At 71.8% G+C, this 19,699-nt stretch carries 20 protein-coding genes and 1 tRNA gene; 9 read left to right on the top strand and 12 right to left on the bottom strand.

Annotation, left to right across the window (positions count from 1 at the left end):
- Positions 1–7 precede the first annotated feature (7 nt).
- From ACZ7CF_RS04640 to ACZ7CF_RS04615, 6 genes are all read left to right on the top strand, one after another.
- Positions 8–766, top strand: coding sequence for an SDR family NAD(P)-dependent oxidoreductase (locus ACZ7CF_RS04640; protein WP_360398976.1), 759 nt, complete (start codon positions 8–10; stop codon positions 764–766).
- A 90-nt stretch (positions 767–856) separates the two neighbouring features.
- Complete coding sequence (locus tag ACZ7CF_RS04635; RefSeq protein ID WP_470368829.1) at positions 857–1,978, top strand: hypothetical protein; 1,122 nt, start codon at positions 857–859, stop codon at positions 1,976–1,978.
- The gene (locus tag ACZ7CF_RS04630) at positions 1,975–3,411 is read left to right on the top strand and encodes a vWA domain-containing protein (protein ID WP_470368828.1); all 1,437 of its coding nucleotides are present in this window, start codon (positions 1,975–1,977) and stop codon (positions 3,409–3,411) included. Before ACZ7CF_RS04635 ends, ACZ7CF_RS04630 begins: the two co-directional genes overlap by 4 nt.
- The gene (locus tag ACZ7CF_RS04625) at positions 3,398–4,108 is read left to right on the top strand and encodes a hypothetical protein (RefSeq protein WP_360398967.1); all 711 of its coding nucleotides are present in this window, start codon (positions 3,398–3,400) and stop codon (positions 4,106–4,108) included. Before ACZ7CF_RS04630 ends, ACZ7CF_RS04625 begins: the two co-directional genes overlap by 14 nt.
- Positions 4,109–4,130: 22 nt before the next feature.
- A complete protein-coding gene (locus ACZ7CF_RS04620; protein ID WP_470368827.1) occupies positions 4,131–4,673 on the top strand; it encodes a 3'-5' exonuclease in 543 nt (180 codons plus the stop codon).
- Positions 4,674–4,768: 95 nt separating this feature from the next.
- Positions 4,769–5,338 (top strand): TetR/AcrR family transcriptional regulator, encoded by a 570-nt coding sequence (locus tag ACZ7CF_RS04615; RefSeq protein ID WP_470368826.1) that lies wholly within the window; start codon positions 4,769–4,771, stop codon positions 5,336–5,338.
- Here ACZ7CF_RS04615 and ACZ7CF_RS04610 read toward each other — a convergent pair.
- Both ACZ7CF_RS04610 and ACZ7CF_RS04605 read right to left on the bottom strand, forming a co-directional pair.
- A complete protein-coding gene (locus ACZ7CF_RS04610) occupies positions 5,325–5,777 on the bottom strand; it encodes a MaoC family dehydratase (protein WP_360398958.1) in 453 nt (150 codons plus the stop codon). The two genes, ACZ7CF_RS04615 and ACZ7CF_RS04610, sit on opposite strands and share 14 nt — an antisense overlap.
- 10 nt (positions 5,778–5,787) lie before the next feature.
- The gene (locus tag ACZ7CF_RS04605; RefSeq protein WP_360398955.1) at positions 5,788–6,540 is read right to left on the bottom strand and encodes an SDR family oxidoreductase; all 753 of its coding nucleotides are present in this window, start codon (positions 6,538–6,540) and stop codon (positions 5,788–5,790) included.
- A 125-nt stretch (positions 6,541–6,665) separates the two neighbouring features.
- On the opposite strand from ACZ7CF_RS04605, the gene ACZ7CF_RS04600 reads away from it, so the two are divergent.
- On the top strand, positions 6,666–7,466 hold the full coding sequence (locus tag ACZ7CF_RS04600) for an SDR family NAD(P)-dependent oxidoreductase (RefSeq protein WP_470368825.1): 801 nt from the start codon (positions 6,666–6,668) through the stop codon (positions 7,464–7,466).
- 1 nt (position 7,467) lies between these two features.
- Complete coding sequence (locus ACZ7CF_RS04595; protein WP_360398949.1) at positions 7,468–8,439, top strand: quinone oxidoreductase family protein; 972 nt, start codon at positions 7,468–7,470, stop codon at positions 8,437–8,439.
- Positions 8,440–8,843: 404 nt separating this feature from the next.
- On the opposite strand, the gene ACZ7CF_RS04590 is transcribed toward ACZ7CF_RS04595, so the two are convergent.
- From ACZ7CF_RS04590 to ACZ7CF_RS04565, 6 genes are all read right to left on the bottom strand, one after another.
- Positions 8,844–8,932: transfer RNA gene (locus tag ACZ7CF_RS04590), tRNA-Asp, on the bottom strand.
- 32 nt (positions 8,933–8,964) lie between these two features.
- Positions 8,965–9,483, bottom strand: coding sequence for a DUF6319 family protein (locus tag ACZ7CF_RS04585; protein ID WP_470368824.1), 519 nt, complete (start codon positions 9,481–9,483; stop codon positions 8,965–8,967).
- 94 nt (positions 9,484–9,577) lie between these two features.
- Positions 9,578–9,799: a hypothetical protein gene (locus tag ACZ7CF_RS04580; RefSeq protein ID WP_360398943.1), complete on the bottom strand. Its 222-nt coding sequence runs from the start codon at positions 9,797–9,799 to the stop codon at positions 9,578–9,580.
- Positions 9,796–10,953 carry a S8 family peptidase gene (locus ACZ7CF_RS04575; RefSeq protein WP_360398940.1) on the bottom strand — a complete coding sequence of 386 codons (1,158 nt, stop codon included), beginning with the start codon at positions 10,951–10,953 and terminating at the stop codon, positions 9,796–9,798. Before ACZ7CF_RS04575 ends, ACZ7CF_RS04580 begins: the two co-directional genes overlap by 4 nt.
- A 62-nt stretch (positions 10,954–11,015) precedes the next feature.
- Positions 11,016–12,188: a cation:proton antiporter gene (locus ACZ7CF_RS04570; RefSeq protein ID WP_360398937.1), complete on the bottom strand. Its 1,173-nt coding sequence runs from the start codon at positions 12,186–12,188 to the stop codon at positions 11,016–11,018.
- 5 nt (positions 12,189–12,193) lie between these two features.
- Entirely contained in the window at positions 12,194–12,667 is a 474-nt protein-coding gene (locus ACZ7CF_RS04565) for a cation:proton antiporter regulatory subunit (protein ID WP_360398934.1), read from the bottom strand.
- An 18-nt stretch (positions 12,668–12,685) separates the two neighbouring features.
- Here ACZ7CF_RS04565 and ACZ7CF_RS04560 point away from each other — a divergent pair, with 18 nt between their 5' ends.
- A complete protein-coding gene (locus ACZ7CF_RS04560) occupies positions 12,686–13,810 on the top strand; it encodes a DUF1015 family protein (protein ID WP_470368823.1) in 1,125 nt (374 codons plus the stop codon).
- Positions 13,811–13,996: 186 nt separating this feature from the next.
- Here ACZ7CF_RS04560 and ACZ7CF_RS04555 read toward each other — a convergent pair whose 3' ends face one another.
- Genes ACZ7CF_RS04555 through ACZ7CF_RS04540 form a run of 4 tightly spaced genes read right to left on the bottom strand, consistent with a single transcriptional unit; the run spans position 13,997 to position 19,675 of the window.
- A complete protein-coding gene (locus tag ACZ7CF_RS04555; RefSeq protein WP_470368822.1) occupies positions 13,997–15,073 on the bottom strand; it encodes a TIR domain-containing protein in 1,077 nt (358 codons plus the stop codon).
- Positions 15,074–15,077: 4 nt separating this feature from the next.
- Positions 15,078–16,496 carry a hypothetical protein gene (locus ACZ7CF_RS04550; RefSeq protein ID WP_470368821.1) on the bottom strand — a complete coding sequence of 473 codons (1,419 nt, stop codon included), beginning with the start codon at positions 16,494–16,496 and terminating at the stop codon, positions 15,078–15,080.
- Positions 16,493–18,631 (bottom strand): hypothetical protein, encoded by a 2,139-nt coding sequence (locus ACZ7CF_RS04545; protein ID WP_458433602.1) that lies wholly within the window; start codon positions 18,629–18,631, stop codon positions 16,493–16,495. Before ACZ7CF_RS04545 ends, ACZ7CF_RS04550 begins: the two co-directional genes overlap by 4 nt.
- A complete protein-coding gene (locus tag ACZ7CF_RS04540) occupies positions 18,632–19,675 on the bottom strand; it encodes a 5'-methylthioadenosine/S-adenosylhomocysteine nucleosidase family protein (protein WP_470368820.1) in 1,044 nt (347 codons plus the stop codon).
- Between the last annotated feature and the right edge of the window lie 24 nt (positions 19,676–19,699).

The following is a 19,699-nucleotide window of genomic DNA, read 5'->3' as shown; positions in this document are numbered from 1 at the left end:
TGGCCAAGTGGGCATCCTCGACAAGTTCCGCCTCGACGGGAAGGTCGCGATCGTCACCGGCGCGTCCTCCGGCCTCGGCGTCGCGTTCGCCAAGGGCCTCGCGGAGGCGGGTGCGGACGTCGTCCTCGCGGCCCGTCGCGCGGACCGGCTGAAGGACACCGCCGCGCTGGTCGAGTCGACCGGCCGCCGTGCCCTGGTGGTGCAGGCCGACGTCTCGCAGCCCGACGACTGCCGGGAGGTGGCGCGTGCCGCCGCCGAGTTCGGCCCGGTGCACGTGCTCGTCAACAACGCGGGTGTGGCGTCGGCGGTGCCGGCCTCGCGGGAGACGCCGGAGCAGTTCCTCGGCGTGATCGACGTGAACCTCAACGGCGCCTACTGGATGGCGCAGGCCGCCGCCGCGGTGATGACCGCCGGTGGTTCGATCATCAACATCTCCAGCGTGCTCGGACTCGTGACCGGCGGCATCCCGCAGGCCGCGTACTCGGCGTCGAAGGCCGGTCTGCTCGGCCTGACGCGCGACCTCGCGCAGCAGTGGACCGGGCGCAAGGGCATCAGGGTCAACGCGATCTGCCCCGGGTTCTTCGCCTCGGAGATGACCGACCAGTACCCGCCCGGCTACCTGGAGAAGATGCGGGCGGCGCTGCCCGCGGGGCGCATCGGCGACCCGGAGGAGCTGGCCGCGGCCGTCGTGTTCCTCGCCTCGCCCGCCGGTGGCTACGTGACCGGTGAGACGCTGGTGGTCGACGGTGGAGCGGTCATCGTCTGAGCCCGTGACCACTGCCTGAACGGCCTAGTGCCAAGAGCCCCCTCGACGCGTCTAATCCTCGTCGGGGGCTTTTCGGCATGAGGGGGAGTCGTGCAGGAGCCGGAGTTCAAGGCGGTCGACCCGCGAAGACGTTTCCTGCTGTGGTTCGCGCCGCCGCTCGTGGTGTTCGTCGCCGGGCTGGTGGTGCTGCTGGTCACCGGGCACGTCACCGGGCCGTTCCGGAGCACCACCGTGGTGCGGGTGATGCTCGCGTCGAAGCGGGAGTTCTTCCAGGACGAGCAGGTGAAGCAGATCCTGATGGCGCGCGGCTACCAGGTGCACGTGACCCCGATCGGGTCGCGCGACCTCGCCGACAGCCCCGACCTGGACAGCTACCACTTCGTGTTCCCGTCGGGGCACGTGGCGAACGAACGGGTCAAGGCACGCCGCGAGGGCAAGCACGCGGTGCCGTTCCGCCCGTTCTTCACCCCGGTCGTGCTCGCCACCTTCCGCGAGCACGCCGAGGCGCTGAGGCGGGCGGGCGCCGCCGTGGCGCACGACGAGAACCCCGCGCCGCTGTTCTACGACCTCGACCTCGACAAGTTCATGGCGCTGTCCGAGCAGAGGTGGAGCGACCTCGGGTTGAGCAACAACAACCTCGTTGTCGCCCAGTCACCGGACCCGTGCAAGGCCTACTCGGGCGCGGCCCTCGTCGGGTTCTACGCGGCCGCGCTGCGCGACGAACCGGTGCAGAGCCTGCGGGAGGCGGAGGAGCTGGGGCTGCTGGTCAAACCGCACATCGCCGCGCAGGGCCAGGCCGGTGAGGACATGTCGCCGAAGTTCTTCGTGCCGGAAGGACGCACGCACGCGGTCATCGCGGTGATGTACGAGCACCAGTACATCGCATATCAGTTGCGGCGGGAACAGCTCGACCGCGACCGCGTGCTGCTCTACCCGACGGCGCAGCACCAGAGCACGCCCGAGCTCATCTCGTTCACGCCCGAGGGCGACCGGATCGGCGAGCTGATGATGAACGACCCGCAGCTGCGCCGCCGCGCCGTCGAGCTCGGGTTCCACCCGCTGGGCTGGAGCGGGGAGACCGACCAGGACTTCGGCCGCGTCATCACCGAGCACGGGCTGCCGCAGCCACCGGTGGGCCAGGCCGGCCGGGTGCCGCTGCCCAAGGCCGAGTTCTTCGAGCGCATGCTCGACGTCGTCGGCGACTGCCGGTGAGGGTCGTCGCCGCGGTGCTGCTGCTCGTGCTGACCGCGTGCACCTCCAGCTCACCTCCGCCGGTGCGGTTGCGGGTGCTGGCGAGCCCCGAGCTCGCCGACCTCGCCCCGGTGCTGGCCGAGCTGAGGCGCGCCACCGGTGTCGAGCTGGCGGTCGAGCACCGCGGCACGGTCGAGGCCAGCCGGTCGCTCGCCGAGTTCGACCTGGCGTGGCTGTCCAGCAACCGGTTCCTGCGGCTGCGCGGCGCCGAGCCAGCGTTGTCGGCGAGCATCATGACCTCCCCGGTGGTGCTGGGCGTGCGGCCGGGCCGGCGGGCCGTGCTGGGGGAGCGGCCGACGTGGGCCGACGTCGCGGACCGGGCGGCGGTGGGGGAGTTCCGCTACGGCATGGCCGACCCGCGGGTGTCCGGTGGCGGGATGGCCGCGCTCATCGGGGTGGCCACCGCGGCCGCGGGCACCGGTGCGGCGCTGCGGCCGGAGGACGTGAGCTGCGACCGCCTGCAGGGGTTCCTCGCCGGGCGGGCGTTCGACGTGCCCGACCCGGTGGCCGAGCTCGTCCGGCGCTCTGCCGACGACACCGTCGACGGCGTCGTCGCGCACGAGTCGGAGCTGCTGGCGCTCAACGCCTCCGGGCGGCTCCCCGAACCGCTGGAGCTCGTGTACCCGCGCGACGGGATCGTGCTGTCGGACTACCCGCTGATGCTGGTCGACCCCGCGCACCGGACCGCCTACGACCGGGTCGTGGACTGGCTGCGGTCACCGCCCGCGCAGCGGATGATCGCCGAACGCACCTGGCGGCGCCCGGTCGACCCGGCCGCACCGCGCGACCGGCGGCTGACCGCCGACATCGGCACCGCCCTGTACTTCCCGGACCGGCAGGAGGTGCTCGACCGGCTGCTCGTGTTCCACGACCGGGCGGGCGAGGGCCGCCAGGTCGTGTTCGTGCTGGACTACTCGACGTCCATGCGCGGCGAGCGGATCACCGCGCTGCGCGAGGCGTTCGCGTCGCTCACCGGGTTCGACCGCTTCTACGTCGGCGAGACGGTCACGATCGTCCGGTTCGCGGGCACCGTGCTGGAAGAGCGCTCGGTGACCGTGCGCGGGAGGGCCGACCTCGACGCGTTGCTCGCCGTCGTCGCGTCCGATGACCTGCGCGACAACACAGCCATCTGGGGTGCGCTCGACCACGCGCTGCGGCTGGCCCGCGGGGAGACGGCGGTCGTGCTGATGACCGACGGCGAGAACAACGCGGGCCCGTCGGTGGACGAGTTCCTGCGGGTCGGGCGGGGCGAGGTGCCGGTGTACCCCATCCGGTTCGGTGAGGCGGACCGCGCGGAGCTCGACCGCGTGGCGCAGGCCAGTGGCGGCCGGCTCGTGGACGCCGGCGCGACGTCGTTGCCGCAGGCGGTGAGGGAGATCCGTGGATGTCGATAGAGGGCTCTGGTGGTCGGTCCTGTGGGGCTGGCTCCTGCTGTGGGGCGTGACGCTGGCCGCGCTCGTCGTGGTCGTCGCGCTGGCCGTGCACTGGATGCGCCGCCGCGACCCGCAGCCGGAGGTGCCGGGCCTGCTGTTCTACGTGCACGGCCAGCGGATGATCAACCTGTGCAAGGTCGGCCGCTACGACGACGCCGTCACCCGGCAGTTCGTCAAGCAGATCACCGTCACCAAGAACGGCAAGCTCCAGGTCGGGCCGAACGAGTTCGGCATCGGTGTGGACGGGTCGGTGGTGGAGCAGAACACCGACACCTACGAGAAACCGGCCACGGAGATCGACGTGATCGGCGTGGTCCTGGCAGGGCTGCGGGCCGCGCACGGCGTCGTGGACGTCGACCTGACCACGCGGACCATCACCGCGGACGAGGCGTGGCGGCGTGGCCGGGCCACCCGGCTCAACGACATCCGCGACTACGTGTCGCTGCACGGCCGGTTCGAGCTCGGCGACGACGCCGGTGACCGGGCGGTGCTGCTCGCTTCCGCGGGCGAGCACCGGGTGCGGGTGGAGTGCGACCGGGCGAGCCTGCGCGACACGCTGCCGCCGGGGCAGTTCAACGCGCGCTGCCTGGGCAAGGTGCAGTCGTGGAACGCCGAGGCCGGCGAGGTCGTCGTGCTGCCCGTCGTCGTGTTCCAGTAGACGGGGCGGGGATGATCGACACGTGATCGCACTGGACCACGTGCTGGTCGTCGACGTCGAGTCGACCTGCTGGGAGGGCACGCCGCCGCCCGGCGAGGTCTCGGAGATCATCGAGATCGGGATCAGCCCGCTCGAGGTGAGCTCGGGGAAGCGGGGTGAGCGGCGCAGCGTGCTCGTGCGGCCGGTGCTGTCGTCCGTCAGCCCCTTCTGCACCCGGCTCACGACGCTGACCGCGGGGCAGGTCGCGGGCGGTGTCCCGTTCGCCGAGGCGTGTGCGTTGCTGCGCAAGGAGTACCGCTCCGCCGACCGCGTCTGGGCGTCGTACGGCAACTACGACCGCATCATGTTCGAGCAGCAGTGCGCCGCACTGGGGGTGGAGTACCCGTTCGGGCCCCGGCACCTCAACGTCAAGACGTTGTTCGCGCTGGCGCACGCGTTGCCGCGGGAGGTCGGGATGGCCGAGGCGCTGCGGATCGCCGGTCAGCGCCTCGACGGCACGCACCACCGCGGCCACGACGACGCCCACAACATCGCGGGCCTGCTGGCCGGGCTGCTCAGGAGGTGATCACACCGGCGGGGAGTCCACTGTGGATTCGACGGCAACCGTCCAGCGGCTGGTCATTGCCCGGGTTCCCGACGCCCTGGCGGTACGCTCCGGGCGTGACCGTGCCTGAAAGACTGATCGACGCCGCCACCCGCCTGTTCGCGGACAAGGGCTACGAACGGGTCGCCGTGCAGGAGGTCGTGGAACACGCCGGCGTCACCAAGGGCGCCATGTACCACTACTTCGGGTCGAAGGACGACCTGCTGCACGAGATCTACGGGCGGCTGCTGCGCCTGCAGACCGAACACCTGGAGAAGATCGTCTCCGGCGACGGGCCGGTCACCGCGCGGCTGCGCGAGGCCGCGGTCGACGTGATCATCACGAGCATCGAGGACTTCGACGCCGCCAAGGTGTTCTTCCGGTCGATGAACCACCTCTCGGCCGAGAAGCAGAAGGAGGTGCGCGCCGAACGGCGGCGCTACCACGAGCGGTTCCGCGGCCTGGTCGAAGAAGGGCAGCGCGACGGGTCGTTCCGCTCCGACGTGCCGGCCGACGTCGCCACCCACTACTTCTTCGGCTCACTGCACCAGCTGGGCACCTGGTACCGCCCGGACGGGGAGATCCCGGCCGGGCGGCTGGCGGAGCACTACGCGGACCTGCTGATCCACTCGATCACGGCACGATAACGCTGACGATCTCGGCGACGCACGCGGGCTTGTCGCTGCCCTCGATCTCGACGACGACCTTCGTGACGAGCTGCTTGCCCAGTGCGATGTCCGAGACGTCCAGCAGCTCCACCCCGGCCCTCACCCGCGCGCCCACGAGCACGGGCTGCGGGAAGCGGACCTTGTTGCTGCCGTAGTTCACGCCCATCTTGATGTTCTTGACCGTGTAGACGTCGCGCACCAGGTACGGCACCAGCGACAACGTCAGGTAGCCGTGCGCGACCGGGCCGCCGAACGGGCCCTGTGCGGCCTTCTCGACGTCGATGTGGATCCACTGGTGGTCCAGCGTCGCGTCGGCGAACAGGTTGACCTGCTCCTGCGTGACCTCGTGCCACTCGCCGAACCCGAGGTGCTCGCCCTTCGCGGCGACCAGCTCGTCGATGCTCTCGAACGCGCGCATGGGGCTGCCCTCAGTCCTTCGGTCCGCCGGCGACGTAGATGACCTGACCGGACACGAAGCCCGCACCCTCGCTGACGAGGAACGACGCGGTGTGCGCGATGTCCTCCGGCTGCCCGACGCGCGCGACCGGGATCGTCTGCGCGGCACCGTTGACGAGGTCCTCGAACGAGATCTTCATGCGCTCGGCGGTCGCCTTGGTCATCTCGGTGGCGATGAAACCGGGCGCGATCGCGTTGACCGTGACGCCGAACTTGCCGAGCTCGATCGCGAGGGTCTTCGTGAAGCCCTGCAGACCGGCCTTGGCGGCGGAGTAGTTGGCCTGGCCGCGGTTGCCCAGCGCGCTCGTGGACGACAGGTTGACGATGCGGCCGAAGCCTTCCTTCGTCTGGAACGCCTGCACGGCCTTGCTCATGAGGAACGCGCCGCGCAGGTGCACGTTCATGACCGTGTCCCAGTCGCTCGCGGACATCTTGAACAGCAGGTTGTCGCGCAGCACACCGGCGTTGTTGACGAGCACGGTCGGCGCGCCGAGCTCCTCGGCGACCTTGGCCACGGCCGCGTTGACCTGCTCCTCGTCGGCCACGTCGACCTTGAGCCCGATGGCGCGCCCACCGCCCGCGACGATCTTGTCGGCGCCTTCGAGCACGCCCTGCTCGTCGAGGTCGAGCAACGCGACGGCCAGGCCGTCCGCGGCGAGGCGCTGCGCGACGGCGGCACCGATGCCACGCGCCGCGCCGGTGACGATGGCAACCCTGTCGGCCACGGGTCCTCCTCCAATTGTGAGCTAAGCAAGCGCTTAGTAACGTACCCATCAGTCCGCTTGACGTCCAGCGCCGTGCGGACGACCATACCGACTGGTCGGAATGTTGCACATCTTCGAGGAGGCAGGTGCCAGTGGAGCTCACCGGCAAGGTCGCGCTCATCACCGGCGGGTCCAACGGCATCGGCGCCGCGTCCGCCCGCCGCCTGGCCGGGCTCGGTGTCCGGGTCGTGGTCGCCGACGTGGACGTCGAGCGGGGCAAGCTCGTCGCCGACGAGGCCGGCGGCGTGTTCGTGCGCTGCGACGTGACGCAGCCCGCCGACTCGACCGAGGCCGTCGCGGTCGCGGTGCGCGAGTTCGGCGGCCTGGACATCGCGTTCCTGAACGCCGGCATCGGCACCGGCTGCTCACTGGGCGACGACTTCGACGCCGACGTGTACCGGCGCGCGATGGCCATCAACCTCGACGGCGTCGTCTACGGCGCACACGCCGCGTTGTCCTACGTGCGCGCGTCGGGCGGCCAGATCATCGCCACCGCGTCGATGGCCGGCCTCATGCCGATGCCCGGCGACCCGGTCTACGGCGCGAACAAGGCCGCCGTGGTCGGTCTGGTCCGTTCCCTGGCCGGCGCGTACCCCGACATCCGCGTGAACGCCCTCTGCCCGGCGTTCGCCGACACCGACATCATCACGCCGCTGCGTTCGACGTTGCAGGACATCGGCATGCCGATCCTGCCCGTGTCGGCCGTCGTGGACACCTTCATGTCCATTGTGGAGGGCTCTGGCACCGGCGAGGCGTGGTTCGTGCAGTCCGGCCGGCCCTCCGAGCCGTTCGGCTTCCGCAACCCGCCCGGCCCGCGCAACCCCGACGGCTCGCGCATCGACGCCGCCCGCAAGGACCCCGTTTCGATCGCGCTCGAGGAGAACTGACGTGCGTGCCATCCAGATCACCGAGTTCGGCGGCCCCGAGGTGCTCCAGCAGGTGGAGCTGCCCGACCCCGTACCGGCCGAGGGCGAGGTGCTGATCAACGTCAGCCGCGCCGGCCTCAACTACGCCGACACGCACCAGGCGGAGAACTCCTACCTGGCGAAGATGACCCTGCCCCTGGTCCCCGGCGGCGAGGTCGTCGGGTCCACTGAGGACGGACGCAGGGTCGTGGCACTGACGAAGAACTCCGGCGGCTACGCCGAGAAGGCCGTGGCCCCCGCGCTGACGACGTTCGACGTGCCCGACGGCGTCGACGACCTGACCGCACTCTCGCTGATCGTGCAGGGCGCCACCGCCTGGCTGCTGCTGCGCAAGTCCACGCACCAGGAACCCGGCGAGACCGTCGTCGTCCACGCCGCCGCGGGCGGCGTCGGCACCATCGCCGTGCAGCTGGCGAAACTCTGGGGCGCCGGCCGCGTCATCGCCACCGCGTCGTCCGACGACAAGCGCAAACTGGCCCTCGACCTCGGCGCCGACGTGGCAGTCGACTCCCGCGCGGAAGACATGACGGCCGCCCTGATCGAGGCGAACAACGGACGCCGCGTCGACGTCGTCCTGGACATGACCGGCGGTGCGACCACCGACCAGTCACTGGCCGCGCTGGCCCCGTTCGGCCGCCTCGCGTTCTACGGCATGGCCTCACGCGAAAGGCCGAAGCCAGTCGACCTCGGCGCCCTGCTCGTGCACTCCACGACCGTCGCGGGCATGTGGCTGCCCCACGCCCTGAAGGTCCGCGACGCCGACCACGGCACCCTCGCCCACCGCGCGATGGCCGAGCTGTTCCAGCTCGTGGTCGACGGCAAGCTGAAGGCGATCCCGGGCGGCGAGTACGGGATGGGCGAGATCCGGCAGGCCCACGAGGACCTGCGGTCCCGCCGGACGGCGGGCAAGCTGCTGCTGGACCCGTCGCGGTAGCGCCGGCTGAGGGTGAGGGGGGTGGTTCGCTGCGGCGGGCCGCCCCCTTGCTTTTCGCGGCTCGCGGCTCGCGGCGCGGTTCGGTTCGGTCCGGCGCGGCCCCAGGCCTCGGGGCTTCAGCTTGGCTGGCCCGATGTGGCTCAGGCCCGGCACGGCCCTGCCCAACCCCGCCCGCGTCACCCGCCCTGCGCGGCCTCGCCTCCGTCCAGCACGGCCCGGCTCGGCTCCGCGTGGCTCTCCTCGGCCAGGGCGTGCCTCCGCGGTACCGCGGACGTGTCACCCAGGGCCGGCCGCCGCACCTCCTCATTCCGGGGCGCGCGAGCCCATGAGATCCGGACGTGAACAAGACGAGCCCAGGCGCAGATCCGGACAAGCTTCACCCGTCCGAGTGACGTGTCTCGCGCTGGCCGGTACCGGACTCGAACCAGTAACCCTGCGATTGACAGTCACATGCGGAACGCCGAAGGGGCGGCCCGCCACACGCGGACCGCCCCCAGGGCCGTACTGCGGAACAACGACGCGCTGTTACTCCGACAGCTCCGCCAGCTGCGCCTTCACCCTGGCGAGCTCGGCTTCGAGCTCCTCCATGCGGGTGCGGTGCTGGTCGCGGGCCGCCTCGAGCACCGACTCGATGCCCTCCGCGATGTCCTCGTGCAGTTCCTTGGCGGCCTTCGCCACGGCGATGGCGGGGATGACGAGGCCCGACACCACGCGCTGCGTGCCGTGGACCAGGTCGGCCTGCCATTCGCCTTCGGCGGTGCCGGTGACCGTGAGCGTGAGCTCGACGGTGCGGGTCTTCTTCGCCGTGCTCTTGGTGCGGGCGGCCGCCTTGGGCTTCTCGGCCTTGGGAGCCGCCTCGACGGGCTTCGCGGCCTCGACCGGCTTGGCAGCGTCGACCGCAGGGTCGGCCGCGGCATCAACCACAGCAGCTGCAGCGTCAGCCGCAGCGGGCTTCACGGCGCCGACCGGCCCGGCGGCGGGCGCCGGGGTGCCCTCCACCACGGTCTTCTCGACTGCCTGCACCTCGGTGAGCGTGTCCGACACGATCAGGTTTCCTCTCTGCGCAACGACGTGACCCCGCGCACAATCGTAGAACACGTGTTCGATCGAGCAGGAATGGGGTCAGCGCAGAGCCTAGTCACCAGGGTGGGAGCTGCACGCGCCACTGCCGTTCCACGTCGACGACACCGCGCACCGCGAGCAGCGTGGGGATCGCGCGGATCTCGGCGGTACCGGTGACGACGCCCAGCGCCTCCAGGACGGTGTCGACGACCAGGCCGGCCTCCCGCAGGTCGTCGAGCACCTGCGGGAGGGAGCCCTCGGTCACGGAGACCATCACCTGGTCCACCGAACCGGTCATGGCGCCTGGACGAGTCCGGTGCCGATGTCGGTCGACGGCAGGGGCAGGCGCAGGGCGGTGCCGGCCAGGCGGGCCCAGAGCTCGTAGCCGCGTGCGCCGGTGCGTTCGGCGACCAGGGCCGCCACGCCGGAGACGTGCGGGGTCGCCATGGACGTGCCGCGCAGGCGGCGGTACTTCTCGGGCAGCTTGAACGACGAGTGCACGTCCACGCCGGGGGCGCACACGTCGACCTGGCCGATCTTGTCCGCCGAGCCCGAGGAGAACGACGCGATCGCGCGGTTCACGTCGATCGCCGCCACCGCGATGATGGACGGGCAGCGCGCCGGGTGACCGACCGGTGCGACCCGGCCGGGGCGCGTGGAGGCGTTGCCGGCCGCGGCGATGATCAGCGTGCCCTTCGCGAGCGCGCGCTGGGCGACCGTCTCGTAGATCTGCGAGTACGGGGTGCCCGCGGGGACGTCCGCGCCCAGCGACATCGAGATGACCGCGCAGCCGTTGGCCACGGCCCAGTCGATGCCCGCGAGGATGCCGCCGTCGGAGCCGGAGCCCGCGTTCGACAGGACCTTGCCCGCGAAGACCTCCGCCTCGAACGCCACGCCGTAGCCGGGCGGGGTCGCCGGCTTGCGCGGGCCCGCGGCGGTGCCGATGCAGTGCGTGCCGTGGCCGTGCCCGTCCTGCACGTCCTCGCCGGTGATGAACGACTTCGTGGTGATGGTCCGGCCGGTGAAGTCCGGGTGGTTCTGCTCCCAGCCGGTGTCGAGCACGGCGATCTTGACGCCCTTGCCGGTCGCCGTGCTGACGTCCGCGCCCACCGCCTGCAGGCCCCAGGTCAGCACCGACTCGTCCGCCGCCGGTTCCGGCTCGTCGTCGGGCACGGGTGCGGCGAACACGTGCACGACGCGTTCCGGTTCGACGACCTGCACCGGGCCGGGGCCCTCGGCGGCGCCGTTCAGCTCGGCCAGCAGGGCCGGGTCCGCGGTCACCACGGCCACGCCCAGCTCCGGGAACACCTGCACGGTGTCCGGGTCCAGGTCTCCGCTGTTCGGGTCGAACCCGGCGATCGCGCCGAGCTCGGCCACCCCCTCGTCGACGGCGTCCTCCCGCAGCAGCACCAGGAATCGGCCCGTCGTCTCCACTTCCGCTGGTTCGGTCATGATGATCGCCCCTACTCTCCTGTAGCCCTATTAGAGAGAGTCGTCATCCGGAGGCGTCTGTTTCAGGCCATCTGCCGACGTCGCTGGAAAAATTCACCGATCGGCTCAACGTACCTGGCCGCGATCGGCCCCAGGATCGCCATCAGGAGGACGTACGCGGTCGCGAGCGCCGCCAGCTCCCCGTTCACCTGACCGGACGCCACCGCCAGGCCGGCGATGACGATGGAGAACTCACCGCGCGCCACCAGCGCCGCCCCCGCACGCATGCGGCCCATCTTGCCGATGCCCTGCCGCCGCGCCGCCCACCAGCCGGTGACGACCTTCGTCGCGGTCGTGATCACCGCCAGCGCCACCGCGATTCCGAGGACGGGTGGAATCGACTTCGGATCGGTGTTGAGGCCGAACACCACGAAGAAGATCGCCGCGAACAGGTCGCGCAACGGCTCCAGCAACCGGGTGGCGTTCTCCGCCGTCGACCCGGAGATCGCGATGCCGAGCAGGAACGCGCCGACCGCCGCCGACACCTGCAGCTGCGAGGCGACACCGGCCACCAGCAGCGCGGAGCCGAGCAGCTTCAGCAGGAACACCTCGTGGTCCGGGCTGTCCACAATGGCCGAGATGAACCGCCCGTACTTCAGCGCCACCACCAGCACCACGGTGATCGCGAGCAGCGAGATGCCGACCGAGGTGAGGCCGCCGAGGAAGCTCACGCCCGACAGCACCGCGGTCAGCACCGGCAGGTACACCGCCATCGCGAGGTCCTCGAACACCAGCACCGACAGCACGACCGGTGTCTCGCGGTTGCCCAGCCGGCCCAGGTCGCCGAGGACCTTCGCGACGATGCCGGAGGAGGAGATGTAGGTGACGCCCGCCATCGCGAGCGCCGCCACCGGCCCCCAGCCCAGCAGGAACGCCGCGATGGCGCCCGGTGCCGCGTTCAGCACCAGGTCGAGCACGCCGGCCATCCACGAGCGCTTCAGGCCGGTGGTGAGCTCGGAGGCCGAGTACTCCAGGCCGAGCAGCAGCAGGAGCAGCACGACGCCGATCTCGCTGGCCAGGTGCGTGAACTCGTCGATGCCGTGCAACGGGACCAAGCCGCCCACGCCGAAGGCGAGACCGCCGACGAGGTAGAGCGGGATCGGCGAGATGCCGATCTTCCAGGCGACGCGGCCGAGCAGACCAAGACCGAAGAACACCGCGCCGAGCTGGATGATGGCGATGGTTGTCTCATGCACTGTGCTTAACCGCCGTGGAGGATCTCGGCGGCGGCGTCGAGGCCCTCCGCGGTGCCGACGACGACCGCGAGGTCACCGTTCTCGAAGATGAAGTCGGGTCCTGGCGACGGGTGGGCGTTGCCCGAGCGCACCACGGCCACGATGGACGCACCGGTCCTGGTGCGCAGGGCGGTCTCGCCCAGGGTGTGGTTCGCGAACGCGGTCACCGGCAGCTGGCGGGTCGTGATGCCCGCGATGTCACGGGTCTCCTCGCGCAGGTGGGCGACGAGCTGCGGCGCGCCGAGCAGGCCCGCGAGCGTGTTCGCCTCCTCCGGTGAGAGGGGTATCGACGCCGCGCACGAGTCGGGGTCGCTCGCCTTGGACAGGATGAGCTCGAACCTGCCGTCGCGGTAGGTGATCACACCGACCCGGCGCCCGGCGCGGATGGTGAAGTCCTGACGCGTCCCGATGCCCGGAAGGGGCGTGATCTCCACGTTCACACAGATCATGATACGTGGATGTCTCTCCCAGTTCGCCCGGTGCGACGAGGGTGGGTGGTGCGCGACCGCGTGCCCGGCCCCGACGTCGACGAGTTCGCCGAGCCCGGCCAGGTCATCGGCGCCCTGGCCCGCGCCCCGCACGGCACCCTGCTGGCCGTCCAGCACCCGCACCGCACGCCGCGGGCGCTCGCGGCGGGCACCGGCCTGCTCGAAGCGCTGCCGGCCGCCCGCGCCGAGCTCGCCGCCCTGATCCGGCGGGCCTACCGCGAGGTGACCGACGTGGTCGCGCCCTACCGGGTGGACGGGCCGGACGGCACGGCGTGCGGGCTGCTGTGCCTGGTAGACCCGGACGCCATCGCGCACACCGAGGACGTCTACCCCGGTGTGGTCGCCGAACGGGCCGAGGTGCTGGCCACCCTCGGCATCGCCACGAGCGCGGCGATGCTGGTCCCGATGACGCCGCACGACGGGCTCACGGAGCTGGTGCACGGCATGACCGAGGACCCGGCCGTGTCACTCGTGGACTCCGGTGGCCGCCGGCACTGGGTGTGGCTGGTCGGCCCCGGTGAGCGGCAGGACGCGTTCCTGGCGGCCGCGGGGGCGCACCGGCTGCTGGTCGCGGACGGCAACCACCGGGTCGCCGCGGCCAGGGAGGCGGGCCTCGCCGGGCTGCTCGCGCTCGTCACCTCCGGGCCCGGTCTGCGGGTGGGACCGTTCCACCGCGCGGTCGTCGGCACCGGGCTGGGCACGGCCGACCTGGTGGCGGCGTGGGAACGGGTCGGGCTGCGCGTCGGCGAGCTGCCGTTCGTCACCGACCCGGAACCGGGCGTGGTCGTCGTGCGCACCCCGGACACCGTGCTGCGCGTCGAGCTGCCCGCGGGACGCGGCGTCGACCACGCCGTGGTGGAGTCGGTGCTGCTGCACGAGGCGTTGGACCTGGACCCGGAGAGCCCGTGCGTGAAGGCCGTGGTCGACCCGCGGGTCGAGGCCGAGGCGGTGCTGCTGATCGCGCCGGTGCCGCTGCCCGCCGTGCTGGCCGGGGCCAAGATGCCGCGCAAGAGCACCTACTTCACCCCCAAACCGCGCAGCGGGCTGCTGCTCGCGGACCTGACCCCGCAGGACCCCGCCGAGTGGGTTCCCTAGGCCCTGCCGGACGTGCCGCTGCTGTCGGCGACGGAGATCGCCGTGCCGGGGGCGATGCCGCGGGTGGTCCGGCTGCTCGCGCACGTGAGGACGGACGGACCTGCCGCGGGCGTCGGTCAAGCACGTGCACCTGCGCGGCGCGGCGGCGCTGCGCACGGACCTCGACCACTGAGGGGCGCCACCGGCTCAGCGCTCGGGCATCAGCGGCAGCATCCGCACCGCCTGCTCCAGCGCCAGCCGCTCGTGGTCGTCGTAGGCCAGGAACGAGATGCGCTCCAGCGCCGTCTCCGGGTGCCGTTCGACGTGGTGGACCGCCGCCTGCACCAGCATCCGCGCCGTGTGCGGGACGTCCGCGCCCGCGACCCCGGTGCCCAGCAACGGGAACAGGATCGTCCGCACCCCCAGCGGCTCGACCCGGTCCAGCGCCGTCGTGACGCACCCGCCGATGTCCGACACCTGCCGGTACCCCGCGCCCGGCTCGCCCTGCACCGCGGCGACGTGCACGACGAACCGCACGTTGTGCGTCGCCGCCAGGGCCCCCGACCCGGTCACCAGCGCCGTTCCGGGCGCCACCGGGCGGCGGGGTGCCACGAGCTCCTCCAGCTCGTCGGCCACCAGGTCGCGGACGATCCGCCCGGTCTCGTCGCGCGCCGAACCCCAGTACCGGATGATCGCCGACACCGAGAAGTCCGTGTGCCGCGCCATCCGCATGTCGGTGTTCTCGCTGTTCACCCACGCGTCGCAGTCGTACACCCTGCGGATCGACCCCTCGTGGATCGCGATCCGGCACGACCGGTCGCCCAGCCGGAACACCGACGGCGACGGGCGGTCGCCGGCGATGCCGCGCAGGTGCGTGACGAGCGCGGAGATGTCGCTGTCGACCGAGTAGTGCCGCAGCCGCACGTACTGGCAGCGGTGCAACGCCTCCACGCCCGCGGGCAGGCCGGTGGGCAGCTCGGCGTCCTCGACCAGCACCGGCACCACGCGGATGCCGAGCTCGAACGCCTCGGCGATCTCGCGCAGCACCCAGTCCTCGCCGGGGTCGCCGGTGTGGTCGAGCCAGCGCGGCCCGATCACCGCGAGCAGCACCTGCGAGCGGCGCAGGTGGGCGAAGACCTCCTCGACGAAGTCGTCGCCCGCCCGCAGCGACCGCGAGGCGAGGAACACCCGGTCCGCGCCGAACGCCTGCGCGAGCTCGCGGTGCAGCAGCGTCGCGTAGCCGGGCTGCTCCCGCACGCGGTAGTTGACGAAGACCGTCGGCATCGCGTCAGCCCAGCAGGTGGTGTTCCTGGCCGGTCAGGGTGATGCCGACGCGGGCAGCGACACCGCGCCCGATCACCGTCACCTGCCCCGGCACCAGCGGGAGGTCGTCGAGCCACGTGCCGAACACCCCGCGCAGCAACGACTGCTGCGGCGCACCGAGGTCGCCGGCCACCGCGAAGTCCGCGACCTCCAGCAACGGCACGTGCTCCGGCCCGAGGTCGGCGACCACGAGCACCGCGTGGTGCGAGCCGGGCAGGCCCGCGAGCCCCGGCACCTCGGCCGGGCGGTCCAGCACGAGCAGGTGCGGCAACCGCGGACCGCCCAGCGCCACCGCGGGCGGACCCGGCCGCGCGTGCCCGAACGGACCGGGCCACGGCGCCTCCGACTGCACGGTCACGCCCGCACCGCAGCTGACCGACCGCGCCGCGACCAGGTGCGCCAGCCGTGCGCTCGTGACCACGCCGACCACCGGCCGTTCCCGGAACAGCCGCAACGGCGCGTGCGCCTGCCGCACGACGTCCCACCCGAGCACCACGCCCGCGCCACCGGTCCACGCCGCGGCCCGACCGGCGACGTGCGGCGGTTCGACGTGCGTCCAGGACTGCTTGGAGGGCAACGAGGGCGGCACGCACACCGGTACCGTCACCGCGGCCGCCGAGGCGTGGTGCCCGTTCAGCCGCTGCAACCGCCCCGCGTGCCGGACACCGTTCGCGAGCCACGTCTCGGCGCTCTGCAGGGCTTTCACGTCGGGACCGCTCAGCCGCAGCACCCGTTCCGCGACGAACTCGCCGCCGGTCCGCGCGACCCGCACCCCGACCGTGGCGGGCACGGCGGGGAACCGGCTCAGCAGCTCCAGCACCGGGGCCTCCGACCAGGTGAAGCAGACGTGCAGCTCCGCGCCCATCGTGCACGCCTCGAACCCGCGCTCGATCAGCTTCGCCGACGCCGCCGCACCGTCGAGGCCGCCGAGGAACGCGACGACGTCCAGCAGCTCGTCCTGGTCCAGCTGCGCGGCGGTGAAACCGTGCTGCCGCAACACGTTCTGCGTCCAGACCGAGGCCGAGGCGGGGTCGTCGGAGGAGACCGCGACGTAGGTCCAGCGGTGCGCGGGGACACCGTGCTGGATCAGCTCGCGGTAGGCACCGGGCGCCGGTGGCCGCGTGTGCACGACGACCTGCGCGCCGGTCAACGGCGACCCGGGGGCGAGCAGCGCGGTCAGCGGCGGCAACCGCGCCGGCCACGACAGCACCTCCTCGCCCGCCGGTGCCACGGCGAACGTGAGCGAGTGCGCCAGGGCACCGGAGGGCAGCAAGGCGTTCAGCAGCGCCGCCCGCCGGTCGCCGCGCGCCCCGGTGTAGGCCATGCGGTCGAGCAGCGCGTCGGCGACCGGCAGCCGCTTCACGAACCGGCGCGGGTCCATCACCCGATCTCCCGGCGCTGCTCCCAGCTGCTCTGCAGCTCCCGGAACTGCTGCTGCTCGGCGAAGTCCTGCCAGCGGCGCTGCCGGCGGTCGCGCTGCCGGGAGATCCACTCACGGCCTTCGCGGGCCACGGCCTGCAGGATGTGCAACGCGCTCTGCACACCCGAGGACTGCTGCGCGATCTCCCGCAGCTTCGCCTCGTCCTCGCTCTCGTCGGTCATCCCGCGGAAGTCGTCGACGAGCACGTAGATGTCCTGGCTGTTCACCAGCGACAGCTGCATCGCCTGCCGGAACGTGAACTGGTCGCCCACCTGGACGTTGTCGCCCATCCGCACGATGTGCCTGCGCTTGCCGGAGAACTGGACGCCGACCTCGTTCAGCGTGGCCGAGGCCACCGCGTCGTAGCGGAACGACATGTCGTGCGGGTCGTGCACGTTGCCGTTGAAGAAGTCCAGCCAGTACTCGGTCTCGTGCACACCGCCGCTGGTCAGCAGGAAGACCTTGACCCAGTACTCGGAGTACCGCACCGGCGCCATCTTGTCGCGGGCCCGCAACGCCCCCGGCGCGCCCTCGGTGAGCTCGACGTGGCAGATGATGTCCTTGCTGGACAGCTGGCTGCGCCGCATCGCACGGCACTTCAGGTGCAGCACGTCGAACCGCAGCCAGTACGCGATCTCGTCGTCGGAGGGCCGGTCCCGCAGCAGGTCGAGCCAGCCGCGGTAGGCCTCGGTCTCCTCGCGCAGCTGCTCGGCGTAGTCGGCCCGCAGCGCCGCCCGCACCCGGAACGCCGCCAGCACCTCGCTCGCACCGAACGCGCACACGCCCAGCCCGAGGGCGAACAACGAGCCGGGACCCGGCTGCATCCCGATCAGCGACAGCCCGAACAGCACCACGAGCACGATCCCGGCCACCGGCAGCACCTTGGCGTACCACGGGGTCTTGAGCTCCTTGCGGAACGCGTGCAGCCCGTCGGCCTGCCACTGCTCCCTGAGCCGCCGGGTGTGCCAGCGGATCAGCCACATCAGCCCGGACGGCTCGGTGTGCGTGGCGCCGTAGATGCGCACGAACCAGTCGACCATCGACACCCGCAGACCCGCGGTGTCGGCGTCCCAGTCCTTCTGCGGCTCCGGGTTCTTCGGGTTGACGTGGTGGCGGACCGTGCGCTTCGGCGGCCGTTCCGCGTCGAACGCCGCGTGCACGCGCCAGGAGATCTCCTCGACCTTCCAGTCGGGCACCTCCCGCGGCGGGCCCTCGTTCCAGCCGCGCAGCCGCGCCTCGCGCACACCGCGGCGGCGGTCCAGCACCTTGGCCTGGACGCGGAACCACACGAAGAGGAACGCCCCGCCCAGCACCAGGAGCACCGCGAGCCACGCCGCACCCGGTGCCGCGCCGGTGAGGAAGTCGAAGAGCCGCACCAGGCCCCACAGCCCGGCGAGCCCGCCGAGCACGGACATGGCCCACGCCTTGAGGTCCACCGGCGCCTTCACCGGTTCCGCGAGCAGCGGCGGCGCCGGTTCCGGCTGGAAGTACAGCCACGCCCGGTGCTCGCGCCGGTTGTCCATCCGGCGCTGCTCGGCGAGGGCCGCGATCGAGGCGTCGAGCGAGTCCTGCACCGCGCCGTCGAGGATCATGTCGAGGTGCCGGGCGATCTCCTGCTGGCGTGCGGCCGGCAGCTCCCGGAACGCCGTGGACACCTCGTGCAGCTCGCCGCCGCTCGGGTCAGCGGCGCGGTCCTGCCGTTCGATGTAGGCGATCAGGTGCTCGACCACCCACAGCGCCCGGTGGTACTCGCCCGGCGTCTCCGGCGAGGTCTTCGCGCTGGACAGCTCGAACACGATCTTCTTGAACTCGCTGGGCGGCAGCTCGTTCAGCGTGCGGTCGCTCAGCAGCGCCAGCACGTAGTAGTAGTGGAAGCGGGTGGTGACCAGACCGGCCTGCCGCACCTGTTCGAGCAGCCGCTCGGCCATCCGCGGCTGGCCACCGCGCAAGTACGTCAGCGCGTTCTCGAACTTGGTCTCCGGCGGCTCGCCGGCGTTGTTGTTGTAGATCGACGTCTTGTGGATGACGCCGTTGTTGACGCCGACCTGGGTCTCGACGTCGCCGTGGTTGTCGAAGGTGTTGGTCGCTGCAGCGGTCATCTAGTCGTCCACTATGGAGTCGAGCACCGGGCGGAGGGCGGGCACGCCGCCGAGCAGTGCCTTGAGGGGGCGGAGGTCGAGCGGTGCGGAGGAGTTGCGCAGGTTGTCCAGCGCCACCATGGCCGTGGTGAACCACGCGGTGTCCATCTGGCCGTTCTTGTGCGCGTGCACCACCGCCGCCGTGATGGCGTCCAGCCGGTCGCGCGGTGCGGCCGCCGGGTGCGCCGCGCTCACGACGCCGTTGTTGATGCCGATCTGCTGACCGACACCGCTGTAGTTGTGGAAGTTGTTCGTCGTGTCGCCCACGGGCCGGGCCTTTCCCTTGTGACGGCGGGGCTGCGCGAGTGCGCCGGCGAGGGCGACGGCGAACGCGGCGGCGTTGGCAGCGGCCTTGGGCTGCCACCCCTGCTTGTCGGTGAGGTCCTTGTCGTCGACCAGGTCGCTGATGCCGCGCACGGTCACCGACGGGGTGGCCATGTGCAGGTGGGCGGCGTTCGCGACCCCGGCGCTCTCCATCTCGACCGCCACCGCGTCGTTGTAGTTGCGGTGGATCTGCCTGGCCAGCGTCGACTCGGTCGAGTTGAGCACCACCTCGCCGGCCGCGATCGGTTCGAAGTGGACGTTCGGCGGGTTCGCGCTCCACTCCTTCGCACGCGCGATCGAGCGGGCGATCTGCTCGACGTGGTGCGGGACGTCCCACGCCCGCGGCCGCGCCAGGAACTCGTCCTCCGTCTCGCGGCCGCCGTGGTAGCCGTAGACCCGGCTCGCGACCACGACGTCACCGAGCCGCAGCCAGTCGCGCAGGCCGCCGGCGACGCCGACGAACAGCACGACGTCCGGGTCGAACTCGGTGATGGCGCGTTCGGTCATCGTGGCGGCGCTGGAGTTGCCCATGCCGGTGAGGGCGATGGCGACCTGCTGCCCACCACCGGTGGTGCCGACCTCGAACAGGGTGCCGGACGCGTGGTGGTGGAGGGCGGTGCCGGACAGGTGCGCGCGCACCGCGGCGTACTCCACTTCGAGCGCGGTGAGCATCACGATCATGTGTCGCTCCGGTCGTTTGGATCC

Source organism: Lentzea sp. NPDC036955 (assembly GCF_055608005.1).
The sequence above is the reverse complement of the archived record's forward strand: the minus strand, read 5'-3'. Positions and strand labels throughout refer to the sequence as shown.